The organism is Paraburkholderia fungorum, from assembly GCF_900099835.1.
Lineage (GTDB): Bacteria > Pseudomonadota > Gammaproteobacteria > Burkholderiales > Burkholderiaceae > Paraburkholderia > Paraburkholderia fungorum_A.
The window spans coordinates 125464-140317 of the sequence record NZ_FNKP01000002.1 but is presented as its reverse complement, the minus strand read 5'-3'; the positions used below and the strand labels follow the sequence as shown (position 1 = coordinate 140317).

Here is a 14854-nt window from a genome sequence, read left to right as displayed (position 1 = left end):
CGCGATGGAATGGGCCAGCGCGAAAGGAAACTACATGAAACGAAACAACGAATTGGTGACGAAAATCCTGAAGATGCTAGAAGACAGCGACAGAAGATCGCTGTCCATAGACACCATTCGAGCCACCATTGCAGGTGACGATAAAGTCAAGCGCGACGAAGTGACCCATCACGTCTACATCATGGGCGACGTTGGCTATCTCAACATTTCGGAGCCGGCAGCGATCCGACTGACTTGGCAAGGGCACGACCAATTGCGTCCTAATTATCTTGCGACACAAGTATCAGGACTGAGCGTCTAACGCAAAAAGCCCGCTAGATTTTCACCTAGCGGGCTTTTCTTTGGACGAGCGAACTCACCACGGACAGAACATTAGCAAAACTTTTCAGGGTTTACAAGCCCTTTTTACGACACCGCCAACTCCAAGTTTTTCCCCAGCGCAGCCAAGGCATCTGCGATCGTATCAATCTTGGTCGTGTGCTTCAGATCGACGATGCGATTTACATCTTGTGGTCGCGTGTTGAGTCGCCGCGCCAACTCTGACGGCGTAACGCCCTGCGCGATCATCTCGTTGAGCAACAAGACTTTCGCCGACACGCTCGCCGGTAACGCGACCAACTCCTCACCCTTTTTCGCTTTCGACGCGGCCGGAACAGGTCGCTTGTCTTCGAAATAGAAATCCATCGCCGATAGCAACGCGTCAGCGGCCATAGCACGCGCTTCTTCAATCGACGTTCCACCGGTCAAAGCTTCCGGGATGTCCCGAAACGAAACCATGAAACCACTACCATCCGGCTCAATCAATGCTGGATAACGCAACATATATCACTCCATCGCTTTTGAGAAACGGTGCGGAGAAAGCCCCTTTCGGGGGCTCCCCTCACTTTAGTCCGAGTTGCCTTAGTATTCGCTGCCTCAACCTTCGCCTATTTCGTGGCTTGGATGCCGAGGAAGGGTGGTTTGCTTGCCGTTGTAGTAGGCCTTCCAGTGGCCCGTCCCATCTTTCACTACAACGCCTTGCTCTTCTAACCACCGCTTGAACTCTTTCTGTTTCACCGTCCCTCCGTGTTGTTGAACATGTGTTTATATTAAACACTAATGTTTAACCACGCAAGCACTTTCATAAACTTTTTTGTTTATTGATTCGAAGGGCGATTACTCGTGGCGATCAGGTTTTTGGCGATCAATCCCGGACGCAGCAGACGCTTCGCTTCTGCATAGTCCGCATCTTGGGTCGCGGGATTGCGCGGGTTGCGGAACACCAGCGAGCCAGCGACGAAGTTGCGCACTGCCGTCATGACCGCGACTCGATGACCGAGTGAAAGCTTCTGGATGAGCGGATCGACGGCTTCGCCGGTAGCGGCGCGTAGCTGACGATCAACCGTTTCCGACAGGTCGTCATAGTCCATCCACTGGTTGCTGATCTTGAAGTCGCGGCAGCTCGCCGACGCGCGGCCATGACCGAGCGCGGGTTCATACGCCTGGCTCCATTCGTACCATTCCGTCAGAACCGCGTCGATCTCATCTGCCGCAATGGCGCTTGTCGTCATGTTGGGTTGCCTCTTTCCGTATTGTTCGCAACGATTGCCGTGTGGTTTGCCCAGTGCGCAGATGGTTTGCATGTCGCCAATGAATTCGTAAGTACGTTCTTGCGGGCAGCCGTTGCAGCGTGGCTGCTCGGCGTCGATCAGGATAAGCAGCGGGTCGCGGTACGGGCCGCGCAAGCGAGCATTCATGCGGTGTCGTCCGGTTTGACGATCCCTGCCGCAATCGCTTCCGCGACGCGCAACCGGCAAACCGCGACCATCGGCTGCTCGTCGCGGTACAGATCGTGAAATTCCGGGTTCATCTGCGCTTCAGCGATCCACACTCGCCGCGTGCCCGCGCCTTTGCTGCTGATCTCGTCGAGCGGATACAGGGTGTAGCGCTGGCGGAATAGGATTGGCGACGTGATATTCGGGTTCTGCGTCGGCTGGTAAAACTGGTGGCCGACCGTTTCGACGTCGATGCGGCAATACTCCATGCCGTTCGCCTTGACCAACTCGGCATTGAAGCCTTCGGCGCGCGCGACCCAGCAATCGAGAGCCGCGCCCTTCAGCTCATTGACGTTCATTCCGAAGCTCCGATCACGTTCGGCAGCTTTTCGAAATCAATAGTCACCGTGACGACCGCCTCATATTCAGAACCACAATTACCCATGCGGCTGCTCAATTGAACATTCACGCGCGTGCTATCGGCGCCCATCGGCACGGCGGCGGCTGCGCAGACTTCGCGCGCGAGGATGCGCTTAATGTCGTCGACGCCAAGCACGGCGCGATGCGTTTGCGTGTTGGTGCGTGCCGTGTTGAACTTGATCTCGCTCATGCTTCTTGCTCCCTCACGTCCCATTCCTGATCACCACTGGCGAGAAACGCGGCCAAGGTGTTCCTGTTTTCGTCCACATACGCAAAGGTCCGGTAAATGCCGTCGCCAACCCACGAAAGATCTCCGGGAATGAAGCCGCCTCGGTGATGCTCCGGCACCCACACATCAACCCGTACGCGCTTCGGGCCTGGCTCGTTGTTGACAAGCGCAACGCGGTACACCGTCGTCTCGATCTTCCTTGTCCTCGCGTACGTGGTGACGACTGCACGACCGATGCGACGGCCGTGCCGGAAATACCCCACGCCGTCAGGAATATCAACCAACATTCTCAAGCTGCCTCCTGCATTTCCAATCCCATCTTTCGAGCGCGGCGCACAACCCAGCGCGCGAACCCGGCGTCGAACCGTGCGAACTTCTCTTCGCGAGTCGCGCTGCCTTGGTCCAGCCATGCATGGCACAACATGCAGCCCGGCAACGTGCGTTCGTGGCTTGCCTTCAGCCCCATGCCCTTCCCCGCGCTCAGGCGGTTGTCGTGGCACGGAACGACAGTCGGATCGGCCCAATCGCACCGCGCACACTTCACATTCAGGTAGCAGGGTTCGCCTCGGCACGCTGCGAGATACTTCGAACCCTCGGCGACTGCTGGCCGCCTCGGCTTGCTCTTCATCGCCTTGGTGCGCTGCAATTGCGTGTTGCGGTCGAGTTGCTTCTTGAATACGCCGGGTTCCGGGCGCTTAAACCCGGTACGCTTCATCGGTGTCGACCGCTTCACTCGCCCTCCGGGCGTTGCACGATCAGCTTTCGCCAGTCTCCCGAGCCGCTCTTAGCCGATGCGAGCGCTGCAACTGCCTGGATCTCGGTACTCTTCCCCCCGGCAACGAACCACCACTTCGCAGCCGCAGAGATTTCCGGCCGCTCACTGAAAACCCAAAGCTCCCCGTTTTCGTCCTGCGCCAGCCACTTCCACTTCGCCACGACGTGGCTCCAGTCGATCGACGGCAGCACGAGATCCTCGCGCTTAGGGCGAACGCGATAGCGGCCTTTCGCTCCCCACTGCGGAGACGGTGTCAAGTTCCATCGCTCACCGCCGATCGAGAATTCGATCGGATAGCCTTGCTGCCACAATGCGAAGGCAAAGCAGCGCGCATACAGCGGCACATCGCCGAACGGACGAGCAAGCTCTTCGTTCAAAGCCCGCAGCTCGACGTCACAACCGACGACGCCCATCGAAAATTTGACTGCGTCGCGTGCGGCGTTGTGCTCTTCGCTAGTCACGTTGTTTGTGCTCATGCGTCCACCTCGGTCAACTCGACAACAGCGGCTTGCGAGATCACCGGCATGTCGCCAGCGAGCCCGACGATGTGCTTCGCCTGCATCACGCGCAGACCAAGATCGCGCATCAGGTTGTGCTCGATCGGCGCGCCGCGCGAACGCTCCCAGCCAGGCAGCAAAGCGACGCCATCGCACTCCTCGGTCATCATCGCGGCGATGTCGACACGCATGCAGGCAAGCCAGTCGCCATCGCTCCCGGCGTTCAACTCAGCTGGGTTGACGATCTCGAACCCAAGCGCTCTGAGCCGCGCGGACTCGGAATGAAAAAGCGGGAAGTTCAGTTCGGGATAGCCCGTCATCGGGCCGGCGAGGTATAGCTTCATGCCGCGTCTCCATACAATGCTGACGTCATCGGGTCGCGCCGCACCAACTTGCCGACCTTCTCCGCGTATCGAATCCGGTTTTTCGCCTTGATCTTGTCGATTACTTCTGGCCGCTCGCGCTTCAGCTTCCGGTAATAGCGCGCGCTGATCTGCGGTTGCGATTGCGCGCCGCGTCGCTTAGCGTCCACACCAGCGCCCCAGATCCACATGGCGGCCGCATACCCGTCGTCTGGTGCGACGTCGAATTTTTTGATGTGCATTTCAGCGCGGTGGCGATTGACGAATCGGCGCGCCGTCGTCGTCGACGTGCCAGCGACAGCCGCCATTTGATCGACGGTCCGAGGAGTCAACGCAATGGCGGCTTTCAGGCGGGCGCCCGTCGACTGTTCGGCTCGCGCTGCTGCCATGGCAATCCGGCGATCAGGAAGCTCCAGCTCATGCCCGCGAGTCATCAGCGCTTTCTCGGTTCTGCCCGGGAAGCGATCGAGGACGGTTTTCAGCGCCTCGGGCGCTGCCCACACCTCACGCAACAAAGCATCGGCTTCGGGCGTCCATGGCTGGCGGGTAAGGTTCTCGATCACGCAGCCTCCTTGAACACGTCGCCCGCGTCGATCCGTCGATGCACTTCGGCGAGCGCCGCGATAATCGTCGCCTTCGTAACGATCGCCATCTGCGCGTCGTGGATCTCCAGCGCGTGCTTTACGGCGAGCAGCGCGTCGCCGTCAAATCCCCAGCGGCCTATTTGCCGTGCCCGGTCACGCGTGCGCACCGCACCGTCGAGCGCGTCTTTAATGATTCCGATGTAGAGCGCCGCGCAACCCATTTCGGCGAGAACAAGCCCAATGTTCAACGCGCATGCCACCGTCGACCAGTGTTCTTCCGTGCCGCGACCGTGGATCATCTCGTCGAGCGCGACGTGATACGCGATGCCGAGATCCGTCGTCTGGTTGATGTCCATCGGCGTGAGCCGCTCGATCACGTCGAGACCGGCAGTGCGGCTGACAATGCGCGGCCGATATGCTTTGCGGGGTTTCGTTGAGCGTCCCATCAGACCTCCTGTACCGAAATTCCGTACTTCTCAAGCATCTGTTTCCGCTTGTCGATGTACGTGCGATTCTTCTTCGTGATGCTCGATTTGACGTCCTCGACCACCAGCTTTCCGTCGCGGACGTAGGTAAAGTCGGCGATGTAACTCGATGCGCGCTCCCAAGTTCCGTCATCGCGCTGGTTGCGTTTCGTCAATTCGAACTTGACCTGCAATTTCAGATCGCTGATCAGCCCTTTCGCCTGCTGCTCGACCAGGTGAAACCAGTGCGAACGCTCTTTCTGGCTGTCGAACTTGATGCCTTCGTGCTCGCACTTCGTGTTGCGGTATTTCGCTGGCTTCTTCGCGGCCAGCGACACGGGATGCTGCTGGTGCGCTGGGAACGGGTCGAGCGGATCGTCGAGCGCGGACGTCTGCGGCGGGTTGCCGGTCTTCTCGTATATCCGGCGTTGCGCGGTCGTCATGCGCGGCAGTGCGTCGTCGCGCACGCGGGCGGTGCCGACCGTCGTCGTACCGGCTGGGACCACCATCGGCCAGGGTGCGCGCTTAGTCATGCTTTCGCGGCCTCCCGCTTTGCAAGCGTCACGATGTAGGGGATCAGCAAGGCGATCGCCAGCCACGGCTCACCGTTGCACGCCAGCACGACGATCACTGCCAGCGTGCTGACGATGTCGTATGCGGCGTTCACCACGTATCCTCTCTCGAACTTCTCAGCCGGCACAAACAGCGCGGCGATCCAGATGAACGCGGTGAGGAAGCCGAGATAGCCGATTGCCAAAACGCGCGCACCGTCGTTGCCGCGCACGAGCCACAGGTAGAGGCACATGCCAAGGAAGATGTCGAACGCAATGGCGCGTGCGAGTGTTCGTGCGTTCATGCGACACCCGCAATCTTCGAGTCGAGCGCCAGCAACGTCGCGGCCTCGTCGCCGCCCGCGTGCCCCACTGCCTTTGCGATCAGAATGTGAAGACCGCGAATGCCGTCTTCCGTCTTCAAGCCGCCTTCGCGATGCAGGCGGGTCTCTGAGATCGCGCGGCGTGCACGCTCGACCTGCTCAGACCGGAGTGCTTCGCTCATTTCGAGGCGCGGAGCTTCGTTGCTCGCCGTCCACTGGCGAGGCATCAACGACTTGCAGATGTCGCGGAACTCGGGCAACGTCGGCGGAAACGTCTTGTGCTTTTCCGAGCATTTCGCGAGTGCTCTCAAAACGAGCGCCTGCGGAAACTCGCGCAAGCCGTTCAGCCACACTTGCCGCGCCGACATCATGCCGACGTCTTCACCGTTCTCGACCTGGCCGATTCGGTACTTGTCGAGCACCGAGTTGCCATACATGCCGTGGAGCAACATGAAGAGTTTGCGGATCTGGTTTTCGTCGACGACATCAGACATCGATCACCTCGGATTGCTGGGATTGTTTCGGGAAGATCGCTGCAGCCGCCGCGCTGCGGTCGTTGCGGCCGCCTGCCGAATGGTTTCGAGACTTCGCGAGCCCGGCCCAATCGGCGCGGATCGCTTCCATAAAGGCGTCGTCCCAGCTCGCATAGACATAGCCCTTGGCTTTGCACTTGCCGATGAACGACGCGAGATGAACCTCGATCTGCTTGTGGCCGTGTTCGGCTGCCCACGCTGCGACGCGCTCGCTTACTGCGAAGTCTTCAGGGATCGACGTCTTCGCCGGTGCATTCTTGCGAGTGCTCGAAGGACGCGCAGCGGCCTTATTCTTTTGGTTTATGGATGGTTTATGGATGGTTAAGGATGGATTGGGTGTCACCGTGACACCTCGTTCGCTCTCCGCTGACACCCCGTTCGATGCAGGCTGACACCCCGTTCCTTCCTCGCTGACACCCCGTTCGTCACGACCTGTCTCCGTGACACCCCGCTTTTTCATCGACATGTCGTAGCAAACCGGTCGGCGATCACCACGCGCGATGTACGCAGCGACGACGGCTTGATTGCCTTTCACAATCAGCCCCTGCTCTTCGAGCAAGTCCAATTTGCGACGAATCGTGCTCTCAGACATTCCGGTGTCCTGCGTGAGAGTCGCGGTCGACGGGAATGCTGCCTTGCCCTTGTTGTCGGCGTAGTTAGCCAAGCACAGTAGGACGTGGCGCGCGTGCGAATCGCGTACGTCTTGCTGTTCGATGGCCCATGCCATTGCTTGAACGCTCACGCGACCACCTCGACCGGCAGACCCAGCGTCTCGTTATCGACGCCCGTTGCTGCGCACTTTTGCGTGCCGCGCTTCACGAGTTTTTCTTCGGAGAGCAATTCGAACGTGCGGCCGCAGACGCTCGACAAGCGAAGATTCGTACGTTCGGAAATCTCTTGCCGCGTCAGCGTCAGGTGCGTGCTGTAGAACAGATCGAGGATCATCTGCTTCTGTGTGCAGCGCTTCGTACCGGTGACCGAGTCATAGCCGGCCAATTGAGTGTGTGTGGCTCGCATGGTTACTCCGCCATACCGCGCAGACGCGCAGCGATGTTGAACAGCACTTGCGCGTGTTTGAAGATCCGGCCTTCGACGCGATCCACCTCTTTGAACTCGACCTTGCCGTCTTCGAGCGTCTTCACGATCTCTTTCCCGACATCGCCGTGCGTCGACCAGGCCTCGCCCATCAGCTCGACAATTGCGGCGTCGGTGCAACCCTCGATGTTCGGCACTTTGACCAGCGCATAACCGCGCTCGCGTGCCCACGCTTCGAGTACTCGGTCGTCATCGGAAACGTCCGTGATACGCACCGCCTCCATGAGCGTTGGCTTGTGCGTGTCGTTGTTGACGTTGACTTTGCTGCGAAGGACGGCGGCCGACATATCGATGCGCGGTGCCAGCGACTCGCATCCGCCGGGATAGTCATGCGCAACTGCGTGCAGGGTGTCGAGGATGTTCAATTGCTGCTCCACACAAACGTGTTTCGTTGCGCTTAGGACAACTAAAGTGCAACTTGACAAGAAGAAAATCAGGGATAAGAAAAAATGACAACGCTACGGGAATCTCTTTCTGCCGCCGCGCCCGATGGACGCGCGGCAGTTACTTCTTTGCTTCTGCTGGTTGCGCTGCAGCCACTTTCAGCATTTCGAACTGTGCCGTCAGATTCTTGCGAGCCGTCTCGTATTCATCCGGGTATCGAGCGCCGCGTACTGCTATCGCGCACAACGCCTCTCGAATCTGCTTCTGTTCCGTTGCCGTGAGCGCCATGCTCTATATCTCCAGCTTTATGCGTATTGGGGTGAGGATCCCGGCTTTCGCCAGTAGAATTTGGAGTTCTCACACAACCAAGTTCTACGGGGATCCTCATGTTCAATCGAATCGAAAAACCTCAAATCTCAGAACCGCGCATTGCAGAGATCGAGCGAGTCGTAACGCAGCACGGCGAAATGCTCAATGCACTAAAAGACCATGTCATCTCGAACATGGACGACATATCACCTTTGATGATGTGCATGACCTTGGTCATGAGTCTTTTGCCACCGGACAAACGCAAAACTTTGGAAGACGCCATTTCGGAGATCGTCAGAAACGCGCCCGACCGCGAACACGCTGCAAAAATGCGCCAGATCTTCGAAGAAAAACTTCATTTGACGCTTTCGCAGTAGCCAATTCGGAGCGTAGATTCTTAATATCCGAGCGGCCCGTCGCGGGGCTCTCACTCTCGGTCGGCGCATGCAGCTTAGGCGCCGAAAGACGCAACGCGAGTCGCGCATACAGCTTCATCATTTCAGGCTGCCTCCACAATCTGGTTTGCGGAACCGCGGATAAAACCCCAATCGAGTTCCGGCAGGATCTGTTCGACTCGGACAGACCGCTTCGTCGCCTTTTCAATGCTGATGCACTTGCCTGGGGGCACAGGTCGCTCGCCACTGCACCACTGGGCAACCGTCGCCGGCTTTACCCCTACCGCGCGCGCGAGCGCCGACTTGCCGCCAACGATTTGGCAGGCGCGACTAACAGCGGAAATAGAGGTCTTGTCCATGGAAACTAATTCTAGGCATCGCCTAATTGGATGTCAAGGCATTGCCGAATTTGTAGACGTGGCTTATATAGAGGCAATGCCTAAAACACCGCAGCACATCGGCGACCGGCTTCGCCAAGAAATGGACCGCCTTGGGCTAACTCCCACGGTGGTCGCAGAGCGCTTTGGGGTCAAAAATCCCTCAGTTTACGATTGGCTTAAGTTTGGACGGATCGCCAAAAAGCACATCCCGGGCTTGGTTGAGATGTCAGGAAAATCCGCCGAGTGGTGGATAACCGGCGATGAGAACGCAGTTTTGCCCCCTGTTCCCTCAATGGGAGCACCGGGTTTGGCCGATAGAATTAAGTCGGTGCTGGATGAAGCCGGCGGTAACATTTCGGCCGTCGCAACCGCCGCTGGCACAACCGAAGCCGTCGTGGCAGGTTGGCTGGCAGGCAACACAGCGACGATAGGCGTCGACGAGGCCGTCGCTCTACAAGAAAAGTACGGGGTCAACTCTGTGTGGTTGATGCTCGGAAAGGGGCGGCGGACGACGGCTGTCCGTTATAACGACGAATGGAACCCTATCCCCGTCACGGGCTGGCGGGGAATTCCGGTGGTGGGTATGGCGCAATTGGGAGACGGGGGTTTTTGGGCCGACGTGGAATATCCCGTCGGGCATGGCGACGGGTTTGTCGACGTACCGAGCAAAGACAAGGATGCTTACGCGTTGCGCTGCAAAGGCGACTCGATGCGTCCGCGCATCAAGGATGGCGAATTTGTTGTGGTTGAGCCAAATCACGACATCGAGCCGGGCGACGAGGTGCTCGTAAAATCGAAGGACGGGCGCGTCATGGTGAAGGAATTTCTATACAAACGCGGCGGCCGGTACCACCTCGCCTCGGTCAACGAGACGCACGGGAACATCGCGTTCTCAGACGAAGAAATTGAGAAGATGCACTACGTGGGCTGGATTGCAAAGCCGTCTGCGTGGCGACCAGATTAAAGAGACAAAACCACAGTGAAAACAATAACCATCCTGCTGGCGGGCGTTTTGCTCGCGCCCGCTGCTGCAATGGCAGCGTGCCAGCAATATGAGTTCTCAGAACTGAAGGCAATGAAGAGGAATGATCTCGAATTTGCCTATTGCATAAGTGTCTTGGAATCTCGGAAAGCACAGATCCATGCGGACACTGCCGACAAATTGGAAAGCCTGAATAGCCAGCGCTATCAGCCGGACATTGCCACATCTATAGCAAACAATCGCGCCGCTGGACAGGCGACGAATGAAGGGGCTCAATGCGATGCAACCATCGCGAAGCTCGAAAGGCAGATCGAGGCCCGACATTTGAGCGTCGCCAAGGTCCGGACTGGCTGCCATCTCGACTGAACGTCACGCTACTCAACACTCAAACCCGCTTCGGCGGGTTTTTTGTTGCCTAAGCGCCACGCATCCGTTTCGCTCCTCGAGGTACAGCCGGCTAGTGAAAAAATTATTAGGCAGTGCCTTGACACCATATCTAGGCATCGCCTAATATCCATCTCATGCACTCACCGACCTACCGGGAGACCTTGAGATGAGCACCTTGCCAGCACTGGCGCCACGCTTCACCGCAGCAACGCGCGCCACTAACGAGATCGAGTACTTCGCCGACGGCGGCATGAGCGACGCAGAGCTGGAGCAGTACGCGCGCCGCACGACGAAGCGCCCGCTGCTCTGCTTCGCGATCATCGCCGCGATCCCCTTCATCGCTGAAGGAATCTGCCGTCTGCTGGGTGCCTGGTGATGTGGGCGTTTGCCAAATACGTTGCGGCAACGACCTCGGCACTCGCGATTGTCGTTCTGCTCTGCGCAACCGTGCAGCAATGGGATGAACAGGGCGCGAGTACTGCCCTCACCTGCCTATCGCGCTGCACCTGATCCCGTAAAGGCTCACCGATGCTTGACGACATTCTTGGCTGGTTAGGACTACTTCTGTTTTTAGGAACCTTCGTTGCGCTGCGGATGGTTCAGGCAGCGAAGAAAGCAGATGCAGCAGACCCGTATCTGTCGGGCGATTTTGAATACGAATGCGATGCGCCTTACCCGCGTTTTTACGAATAAGGCTTGATGGTTGATCAGAACCAGTGACTGCCGCGCAGTATTTCAACTACAGCCGTCTCACTCAGGTTCCAGAATTTTTGAGTGCCGTGTTCGGTCATCACAGCAGCAAAATACGCCGCTTTGTCCTGAGAGGCTTCGAAGTGATTTTGTTCGAGCCAGTTTTTATAAGCGGCTTCGACTTTTTCGCGGCGCATTTGATCGTTCATGAGACGCACTCTTTAACTGAATCTACGGAGCACGAGAATAGCATGCAAGAACGTCCGATCCTCTTCAGCGGCCCGATGGTGCGCGCTCTGCTCGACGGCAGCAAGACGCAGACGCGCCGCATCGTCGCTCAGCAGCCCACCAACGGCTGGGCCTTCGAAACGCCGCCGGCGTTCGGTCGCATCACGTCGCCGCATCCCAAGAAAGACCGCTTCGGAGCTTTCATTCGGCGCGGTATCGGCACCGACTTTCCGCAAGTCGACCTGATCCCCAGCCCTTTTGGCATGCCCGGTGATCGTCTGTGGGTGCGCGAGACGTGGCGCGGCGTCGTAGCTATCACTCCGCCCGGCGAATCTACTGAGCTGGCAGTCGCCCGGTATGTGCCGGATCAACAACACTGCCGCCGCGTGGAGTTCCAAGCGACGCAACCGCGCGACAGCGAACCTTGGCGCCCGAGCATCCACATGCCGCGCTGGGCGTCGCGCATCACGCTCGAAGTAACCGACGTGCGCGTCGAGCGCCTCAACGAGATCAGCGATACGGACGCTGCCGCCGAAGGCTGGCCGGGCTTTACCGACGACAACAGCCTCGACTCCATGGCGTGGTTCTCTGAACTTTGGGACAGCCTAGCTCCGCCGGTCACCGACTGGCAAGCCAACCCGTGGGTCTGGGTCGTTGAGTTCAAGCGAGTCACCTGAATGACAGCTATTGGATGGCTCGCGCTCGCTGTAGTCGGAGCTGCGCTGACAGGTTTGGGGATGGGGTGGCTGGCAATGAAAAAGCCCGCAGACGCGGGCTTAGAGGCGACTCCCTGCAAAGGGGAATTGGGAGACTCCGGGAACCGTCCTTCAACTCCTGTCCGGCAGCTCTCCGACGCGAATTGTAGCAAATCACGATCGACCTCAAAAACGACAACGCTATGCCAATGAAAACGCAATCGGCATCCCTCGCAGTCGCAGCAACTCTGACTGCAGCGTGCCTCTCCATTCAAGCAGGCCTGCAACGCGGTGGCTTTGTCGCTGAGCGTGCGCTGTGGGTCGCCGTCGGCGTCGTTCTCGTCGTCGCGGCTCACCTGCTGCCCGCGCTCGTCCGGTCGCATGGCTGGCGCATCCGTATTGTCGGCGCCGTGATCTGGCTGGCCTGTGTTGCGGCCACCTGCTACGGCCACGCTGTTTTCTTTCTTATGGCGCAGAAGCATGCGGGTGATCTGCGAGCCGCCGCGGTGCCGGTAGTCACGGCTAAGGGACGCGGTCTGGCTGAGATTGCACGTGACCGTGCAGACGCAGTAACGCGACTGGCCCGCACCAATGCGCGTCGCTGCGTCGAACCATGCCCGAAGCTGATCGCCGACCGCACCGCTGCCGCCGCCCGCGTCGACGCGCTCGACATCGAACAAGCCGAAGCGCGTCGCGCCGAGGCCGCTCAGGACCGCGCGACTGCTGCTCGTGACGCCGCGCTCGCTGACCCAGTGACCGGCGCAATGACGGCCTTTGGCGTGACCGCAGCGCATGCCGATCTCATTGCCGGCCTCGCCTTCGCCGCCGTGCTCGAAGCTGTCGCCTGCTTCGCGTGGATGCTTACGCTTCGCCCCGTCGTCGTGACTGAAATCGCTGCAACGCCCGTTACACAAGGCAGTCACGTCGCGCCAGTAACAGCCGTCACGGTGACGAGTAACGCCGCGCCAGTCGCAGAAGACGTGACCGAGCCCGCGCCGGTTCTGCAACTGCCTGTGATCGAGCAGGCAGACGACAAGTTTCAGCGGGACGTGACTCGCGCCCGCAACGGTATCGCCGCCGGCGAAACCCGCGCGACCGTACGTGACCTGCAGCAATACCTCGGCGTAGCGCAGAAGACTGCTTCAGCCATCCGCAAACAGATCGCCGAAGCGCCCAGTTAGCGATATTCGCCAAACGAATAAACGGCGTTTATTCGCCACACAGATAAACCTTCACGCGAGACGAATATGAGCTTCGACTACATCCGCAAACACTACGGCGTGCCCGCTGAGCGCGGTCGTCAGGTCACGTGTTACGGCGAAACCGGTGTGATCGTGGGCGCAGATGGTCATTACCTCTGCGTGGTCATCGACGGCGACAAGAGCGAGGAAGAGCGCCGTTATCACCCCGTCGACAAGGTCGTCTACGGCGACATCATCGACGCCCCCGCGCTGCGCGAATGGAAGTGTCTGCTGCCGCGCGACAGGTGGGATGACTGGGATAGCCCGGCAGTGTTCACTGTGAGCGCCAGCACGCGCAGCAAGGCCAGATACAAGGCTTTCGTTGATCTGAGCGACTGCTACGACCTCGAAGGCAAAGACCTGATCTGCATCCGCGTGAAGGCGGTCCCTCGGGTGCATGCGGAACCAGATAGCGAACCCGGACTGACCGGCGATCCTGACGATGATCTGCCGTTCTGACGCCCCACAGATAAACGCTTTTTCTGCGATTGACTGAGAGAGACGATATGAAACGAGTTGTCTGCTATTCCGGCGGCCACAGTTCAGGGCTTGTAGCGATCGAGGTCGCTCGCCGGTTCGCTGGCGACGAGATCGTCTTGCTGAACCACGATCTGCCGTTCTGGACTGAAGACGCCGACATCAAGCGGTTCAAGCGAGAGGTCGCTGACCATCTCGGCCTGCCAGTGACGTATGCAAGCTACGCAAACGCGCAGCTCGACCAGTTCGACGTGACTGTCGCGAAGAAGGCGTTCAAGGTGGACGGCGGTCAGGAGTTCTGCACCAGCGTGCTGAAGACTGAGCCGTTCATGAAGTGGATGGCGGCCAACGCCAACCCGGAAAACACGGTCTGCTACTACGGGTTCGACTCCAACGAAGCCGGACGCATCCAGCGACGTTCTTCGATCATGGGCGCAATGGGCTGGAAGACGGACTATCCCGTTGCCCTGTGGGCGGACCGTACGATCGTCAGTACCATGGAAATCGGCGTTTCCCTGCCGAACACATATGGCGTATTCAAGCACGCGAACTGCGTCGGGTGCCTCAAGGCTGGATGGCAGCACTGGTACGTCGTGTACTGCACGCGGCCCGACATCTGGCTGAAGGGAAAGTGGGCCGAGGACGAGATCGGCTATTCGATTCACCACGACGAAACTGGCGCCGTCTATCTCGAAGACATGGAAGACCGTTTCGCGCGCATGAAGGCGGCCGGCATTCCGGCGACCGAACACATCCAGCCACAGCGTTTCTGGGCTCAAGCGAAAAAGATCATTGCGGTACGGCCGATCTTCGACGCCAAGCCGTGCGAATGCATGTCCTAACCGCCTAACCCCTTACCGCCCAAATAATCATGACCGAATCTAATACTGAAGCAGTGACGCTGAAGCCATGCCCGTTTTGCGGCGCGTCGGCAACGATGCACAAAGTCGCTCGAGATTGGTGGCGCATCGTCGCACATCACGATTCCGATTGCATCATGGACGATTGCCATGCGCCGACCGTGCCACAAATGCCGGGTCAATGTGAATTGCTCGCTGCCGCATGGAACCGCCGCGCCGCTCTTACTTCCGATGTAGCG

The 14854-nt window shown here is 58.9% G+C and carries 30 protein-coding genes and 1 pseudogene; 11 read left to right on the top strand and 20 right to left on the bottom strand.

The window, feature by feature from the left end:
- Positions 1 to 34 precede the first annotated feature (34 nt).
- A complete protein-coding gene (locus BLS41_RS16925; RefSeq protein WP_074766858.1) occupies positions 35 to 301 on the top strand; it encodes a hypothetical protein in 267 nt (88 codons plus the stop codon).
- Positions 302 to 405: 104 nt separating this feature from the next.
- Here the strand turns inward: BLS41_RS16925 and BLS41_RS16920 are convergent, their stop codons facing one another.
- From BLS41_RS16920 to BLS41_RS39055, 18 genes are all read right to left on the bottom strand, one after another.
- Positions 406 to 822, bottom strand: coding sequence for a type II toxin-antitoxin system HicB family antitoxin (locus BLS41_RS16920; RefSeq protein ID WP_074766856.1), 417 nt, complete (start codon positions 820 to 822; stop codon positions 406 to 408).
- Between the two features lie 93 nt (positions 823 to 915).
- The gene (locus BLS41_RS16915; protein ID WP_366486423.1) at positions 916 to 1056 is read right to left on the bottom strand and encodes a type II toxin-antitoxin system HicA family toxin; all 141 of its coding nucleotides are present in this window, start codon (positions 1054 to 1056) and stop codon (positions 916 to 918) included.
- Between the two features lie 80 nt (positions 1057 to 1136).
- A complete protein-coding gene (locus BLS41_RS16910) occupies positions 1137 to 1736 on the bottom strand; it encodes a hypothetical protein (RefSeq protein WP_083379996.1) in 600 nt (199 codons plus the stop codon).
- Positions 1733 to 2113 (bottom strand): phage protein NinX family protein, encoded by a 381-nt coding sequence (locus tag BLS41_RS16905; protein WP_074766854.1) that lies wholly within the window; start codon positions 2111 to 2113, stop codon positions 1733 to 1735. Before BLS41_RS16905 ends, BLS41_RS16910 begins: the two co-directional genes overlap by 4 nt.
- Entirely contained in the window at positions 2110 to 2364 is a 255-nt protein-coding gene (locus BLS41_RS16900; protein WP_074766852.1) for a hypothetical protein, read from the bottom strand. The genes BLS41_RS16905 and BLS41_RS16900 overlap by 4 nt, the downstream gene beginning before the upstream one ends.
- Positions 2361 to 2690: a hypothetical protein gene (locus BLS41_RS16895; protein ID WP_074766850.1), complete on the bottom strand. Its 330-nt coding sequence runs from the start codon at positions 2688 to 2690 to the stop codon at positions 2361 to 2363. The genes BLS41_RS16900 and BLS41_RS16895 overlap by 4 nt, the downstream gene beginning before the upstream one ends.
- 2 nt (positions 2691 to 2692) lie before the next feature.
- A complete protein-coding gene (locus BLS41_RS16890) occupies positions 2693 to 3118 on the bottom strand; it encodes a DUF1364 family protein (protein WP_074766848.1) in 426 nt (141 codons plus the stop codon).
- A gap of 14 nt (positions 3119 to 3132) precedes the next feature.
- The gene (locus BLS41_RS16885) at positions 3133 to 3654 is read right to left on the bottom strand and encodes a hypothetical protein (RefSeq protein WP_074766846.1); all 522 of its coding nucleotides are present in this window, start codon (positions 3652 to 3654) and stop codon (positions 3133 to 3135) included.
- A complete protein-coding gene (locus BLS41_RS16880; protein ID WP_074766844.1) occupies positions 3651 to 4019 on the bottom strand; it encodes a DUF4406 domain-containing protein in 369 nt (122 codons plus the stop codon). The genes BLS41_RS16885 and BLS41_RS16880 overlap by 4 nt, the downstream gene beginning before the upstream one ends.
- Entirely contained in the window at positions 4016 to 4600 is a 585-nt protein-coding gene (locus tag BLS41_RS16875) for a hypothetical protein (protein WP_074766842.1), read from the bottom strand. The genes BLS41_RS16880 and BLS41_RS16875 overlap by 4 nt, the downstream gene beginning before the upstream one ends.
- On the bottom strand, positions 4597 to 5067 hold the full coding sequence (locus tag BLS41_RS16870; RefSeq protein ID WP_074766840.1) for a hypothetical protein: 471 nt from the start codon (positions 5065 to 5067) through the stop codon (positions 4597 to 4599). Before BLS41_RS16870 ends, BLS41_RS16875 begins: the two co-directional genes overlap by 4 nt.
- Complete coding sequence (locus tag BLS41_RS16865) at positions 5067 to 5618, bottom strand: DUF1064 domain-containing protein (RefSeq protein WP_074766838.1); 552 nt, start codon at positions 5616 to 5618, stop codon at positions 5067 to 5069. The genes BLS41_RS16870 and BLS41_RS16865 overlap by 1 nt, the downstream gene beginning before the upstream one ends.
- The gene (locus tag BLS41_RS16860; RefSeq protein WP_074766836.1) at positions 5615 to 5941 is read right to left on the bottom strand and encodes a hypothetical protein; all 327 of its coding nucleotides are present in this window, start codon (positions 5939 to 5941) and stop codon (positions 5615 to 5617) included. Before BLS41_RS16860 ends, BLS41_RS16865 begins: the two co-directional genes overlap by 4 nt.
- A complete protein-coding gene (locus BLS41_RS16855) occupies positions 5938 to 6453 on the bottom strand; it encodes a hypothetical protein (protein ID WP_074766834.1) in 516 nt (171 codons plus the stop codon). The genes BLS41_RS16860 and BLS41_RS16855 overlap by 4 nt, the downstream gene beginning before the upstream one ends.
- On the bottom strand, positions 6446 to 7234 hold the full coding sequence (locus BLS41_RS16850) for a helix-turn-helix domain-containing protein (protein WP_143026299.1): 789 nt from the start codon (positions 7232 to 7234) through the stop codon (positions 6446 to 6448). The genes BLS41_RS16855 and BLS41_RS16850 overlap by 8 nt, the downstream gene beginning before the upstream one ends.
- Positions 7231 to 7509, bottom strand: coding sequence for a hypothetical protein (locus BLS41_RS16845; RefSeq protein WP_143026298.1), 279 nt, complete (start codon positions 7507 to 7509; stop codon positions 7231 to 7233). Before BLS41_RS16845 ends, BLS41_RS16850 begins: the two co-directional genes overlap by 4 nt.
- Positions 7510 to 7511: 2 nt before the next feature.
- Positions 7512 to 7952 carry a phage regulatory CII family protein gene (locus BLS41_RS16840; protein WP_074766828.1) on the bottom strand — a complete coding sequence of 147 codons (441 nt, stop codon included), beginning with the start codon at positions 7950 to 7952 and terminating at the stop codon, positions 7512 to 7514.
- Between the two features lie 139 nt (positions 7953 to 8091).
- Entirely contained in the window at positions 8092 to 8259 is a 168-nt protein-coding gene (locus BLS41_RS39055) for a hypothetical protein (protein WP_171910255.1), read from the bottom strand.
- Positions 8260 to 8357: 98 nt separating this feature from the next.
- Between BLS41_RS39055 and BLS41_RS16835 the strand changes: the two genes are divergently transcribed.
- A complete protein-coding gene (locus BLS41_RS16835; RefSeq protein WP_074766826.1) occupies positions 8358 to 8657 on the top strand; it encodes a hypothetical protein in 300 nt (99 codons plus the stop codon).
- Between the two features lie 122 nt (positions 8658 to 8779).
- Here the strand turns inward: BLS41_RS16835 and BLS41_RS16830 are convergent, their stop codons facing one another.
- Positions 8780 to 9034, bottom strand: coding sequence for a transcriptional regulator (locus BLS41_RS16830; protein WP_074766824.1), 255 nt, complete (start codon positions 9032 to 9034; stop codon positions 8780 to 8782).
- On the opposite strand from BLS41_RS16830, the gene BLS41_RS16825 reads away from it, so the two are divergent.
- The 4 genes from BLS41_RS16825 to BLS41_RS39050 all read left to right on the top strand — a co-directional run bounded on the left by BLS41_RS16825 (position 9033) and on the right by BLS41_RS39050 (position 11117).
- Positions 9033 to 10019 carry a helix-turn-helix domain-containing protein gene (locus tag BLS41_RS16825; protein WP_253189689.1) on the top strand — a complete coding sequence of 329 codons (987 nt, stop codon included), beginning with the start codon at positions 9033 to 9035 and terminating at the stop codon, positions 10017 to 10019. The two genes, BLS41_RS16830 and BLS41_RS16825, sit on opposite strands and share 2 nt — an antisense overlap.
- Before the next feature lie 15 nt (positions 10020 to 10034).
- Positions 10035 to 10403 carry a hypothetical protein gene (locus BLS41_RS16820; protein ID WP_074766822.1) on the top strand — a complete coding sequence of 123 codons (369 nt, stop codon included), beginning with the start codon at positions 10035 to 10037 and terminating at the stop codon, positions 10401 to 10403.
- Positions 10404 to 10590: 187 nt separating this feature from the next.
- Complete coding sequence (locus tag BLS41_RS16815; RefSeq protein ID WP_074766820.1) at positions 10591 to 10800, top strand: hypothetical protein; 210 nt, start codon at positions 10591 to 10593, stop codon at positions 10798 to 10800.
- A 152-nt stretch (positions 10801 to 10952) separates the two neighbouring features.
- On the top strand, positions 10953 to 11117 hold the full coding sequence (locus BLS41_RS39050; protein ID WP_171910254.1) for a hypothetical protein: 165 nt from the start codon (positions 10953 to 10955) through the stop codon (positions 11115 to 11117).
- 14 nt (positions 11118 to 11131) lie between these two features.
- On the opposite strand, the gene BLS41_RS16810 is transcribed toward BLS41_RS39050, so the two are convergent.
- Complete coding sequence (locus BLS41_RS16810) at positions 11132 to 11323, bottom strand: hypothetical protein (RefSeq protein ID WP_074766818.1); 192 nt, start codon at positions 11321 to 11323, stop codon at positions 11132 to 11134.
- A 42-nt stretch (positions 11324 to 11365) separates the two neighbouring features.
- Between BLS41_RS16810 and BLS41_RS16805 the strand changes: the two genes are divergently transcribed.
- The 5 genes and pseudogenes from BLS41_RS16805 to BLS41_RS40090 form a co-directional block, all read left to right on the top strand.
- A complete protein-coding gene (locus BLS41_RS16805) occupies positions 11366 to 12019 on the top strand; it encodes an ASCH domain-containing protein (protein WP_074766816.1) in 654 nt (217 codons plus the stop codon).
- Positions 12020 to 12246: 227 nt separating this feature from the next.
- On the top strand, positions 12247 to 13218 hold the full coding sequence (locus BLS41_RS16800) for a hypothetical protein (protein WP_253189688.1): 972 nt from the start codon (positions 12247 to 12249) through the stop codon (positions 13216 to 13218).
- Positions 13219 to 13284: 66 nt separating this feature from the next.
- On the top strand, positions 13285 to 13737 hold the full coding sequence (locus BLS41_RS16795) for a hypothetical protein (RefSeq protein WP_074766812.1): 453 nt from the start codon (positions 13285 to 13287) through the stop codon (positions 13735 to 13737).
- 47 nt (positions 13738 to 13784) lie between these two features.
- On the top strand, positions 13785 to 14597 hold the full coding sequence (locus BLS41_RS16790) for an adenine nucleotide alpha hydrolase family protein (protein WP_074766811.1): 813 nt from the start codon (positions 13785 to 13787) through the stop codon (positions 14595 to 14597).
- 29 nt (positions 14598 to 14626) lie between these two features.
- A pseudogene (locus BLS41_RS40090) lies at positions 14627 to 14821 on the top strand (hypothetical protein); the annotation flags it as partial.
- Positions 14822 to 14854 lie beyond the last annotated feature (33 nt).

Bases quoted from the DNA above. Each gene is read 5' to 3' on its own strand.
- BLS41_RS16870 (WP_074766840.1), bottom strand. From the start codon at position 5,067: ATGGGACGCTCAACGAAACCCCGCAAAGCATATCGGCCGCGCATTGTC.
- BLS41_RS16900 (WP_074766852.1), bottom strand. From the start codon at position 2,364: ATGAGCGAGATCAAGTTCAACACGGCACGCACCAACACGCAAACGCAT.
- BLS41_RS16790 (WP_074766811.1), top strand. From the start codon at position 13,785: ATGAAACGAGTTGTCTGCTATTCCGGCGGCCACAGTTCAGGGCTTGTA.
- BLS41_RS16845 (WP_143026298.1), bottom strand. From the start codon at position 7,509: ATGCGAGCCACACACACTCAATTGGCCGGCTATGACTCGGTCACCGGT.
- BLS41_RS16825 (WP_253189689.1), top strand. From the start codon at position 9,033: ATGGAAACTAATTCTAGGCATCGCCTAATTGGATGTCAAGGCATTGCC.
- BLS41_RS16925 (WP_074766858.1), top strand. From the start codon at position 35: ATGAAACGAAACAACGAATTGGTGACGAAAATCCTGAAGATGCTAGAA.
- BLS41_RS16905 (WP_074766854.1), bottom strand. From the start codon at position 2,113: ATGAACGTCAATGAGCTGAAGGGCGCGGCTCTCGATTGCTGGGTCGCG.
- BLS41_RS16855 (WP_074766834.1), bottom strand. From the start codon at position 6,453: ATGTCTGATGTCGTCGACGAAAACCAGATCCGCAAACTCTTCATGTTG.
- BLS41_RS16815 (WP_074766820.1), top strand. From the start codon at position 10,591: ATGAGCACCTTGCCAGCACTGGCGCCACGCTTCACCGCAGCAACGCGC.
- BLS41_RS16920 (WP_074766856.1), bottom strand. From the start codon at position 822: ATGTTGCGTTATCCAGCATTGATTGAGCCGGATGGTAGTGGTTTCATG.
- BLS41_RS16910 (WP_083379996.1), bottom strand. From the start codon at position 1,736: ATGAATGCTCGCTTGCGCGGCCCGTACCGCGACCCGCTGCTTATCCTG.
- BLS41_RS16885 (WP_074766846.1), bottom strand. From the start codon at position 3,654: ATGAGCACAAACAACGTGACTAGCGAAGAGCACAACGCCGCACGCGAC.
- BLS41_RS39055 (WP_171910255.1), bottom strand. From the start codon at position 8,259: ATGGCGCTCACGGCAACGGAACAGAAGCAGATTCGAGAGGCGTTGTGC.
- BLS41_RS16890 (WP_074766848.1), bottom strand. From the start codon at position 3,118: ATGAAGCGTACCGGGTTTAAGCGCCCGGAACCCGGCGTATTCAAGAAG.
- BLS41_RS39050 (WP_171910254.1), top strand. From the start codon at position 10,953: ATGCTTGACGACATTCTTGGCTGGTTAGGACTACTTCTGTTTTTAGGA.
- BLS41_RS16795 (WP_074766812.1), top strand. From the start codon at position 13,285: ATGAGCTTCGACTACATCCGCAAACACTACGGCGTGCCCGCTGAGCGC.
- BLS41_RS16805 (WP_074766816.1), top strand. From the start codon at position 11,366: ATGCAAGAACGTCCGATCCTCTTCAGCGGCCCGATGGTGCGCGCTCTG.
- BLS41_RS16895 (WP_074766850.1), bottom strand. From the start codon at position 2,690: ATGTTGGTTGATATTCCTGACGGCGTGGGGTATTTCCGGCACGGCCGT.
- BLS41_RS16860 (WP_074766836.1), bottom strand. From the start codon at position 5,941: ATGAACGCACGAACACTCGCACGCGCCATTGCGTTCGACATCTTCCTT.
- BLS41_RS16865 (WP_074766838.1), bottom strand. From the start codon at position 5,618: ATGACTAAGCGCGCACCCTGGCCGATGGTGGTCCCAGCCGGTACGACG.
- BLS41_RS16835 (WP_074766826.1), top strand. From the start codon at position 8,358: ATGTTCAATCGAATCGAAAAACCTCAAATCTCAGAACCGCGCATTGCA.
- BLS41_RS16800 (WP_253189688.1), top strand. From the start codon at position 12,247: ATGAAAACGCAATCGGCATCCCTCGCAGTCGCAGCAACTCTGACTGCA.
- BLS41_RS16830 (WP_074766824.1), bottom strand. From the start codon at position 9,034: ATGGACAAGACCTCTATTTCCGCTGTTAGTCGCGCCTGCCAAATCGTT.
- BLS41_RS16880 (WP_074766844.1), bottom strand. From the start codon at position 4,019: ATGAAGCTATACCTCGCCGGCCCGATGACGGGCTATCCCGAACTGAAC.
- BLS41_RS16810 (WP_074766818.1), bottom strand. From the start codon at position 11,323: ATGAACGATCAAATGCGCCGCGAAAAAGTCGAAGCCGCTTATAAAAAC.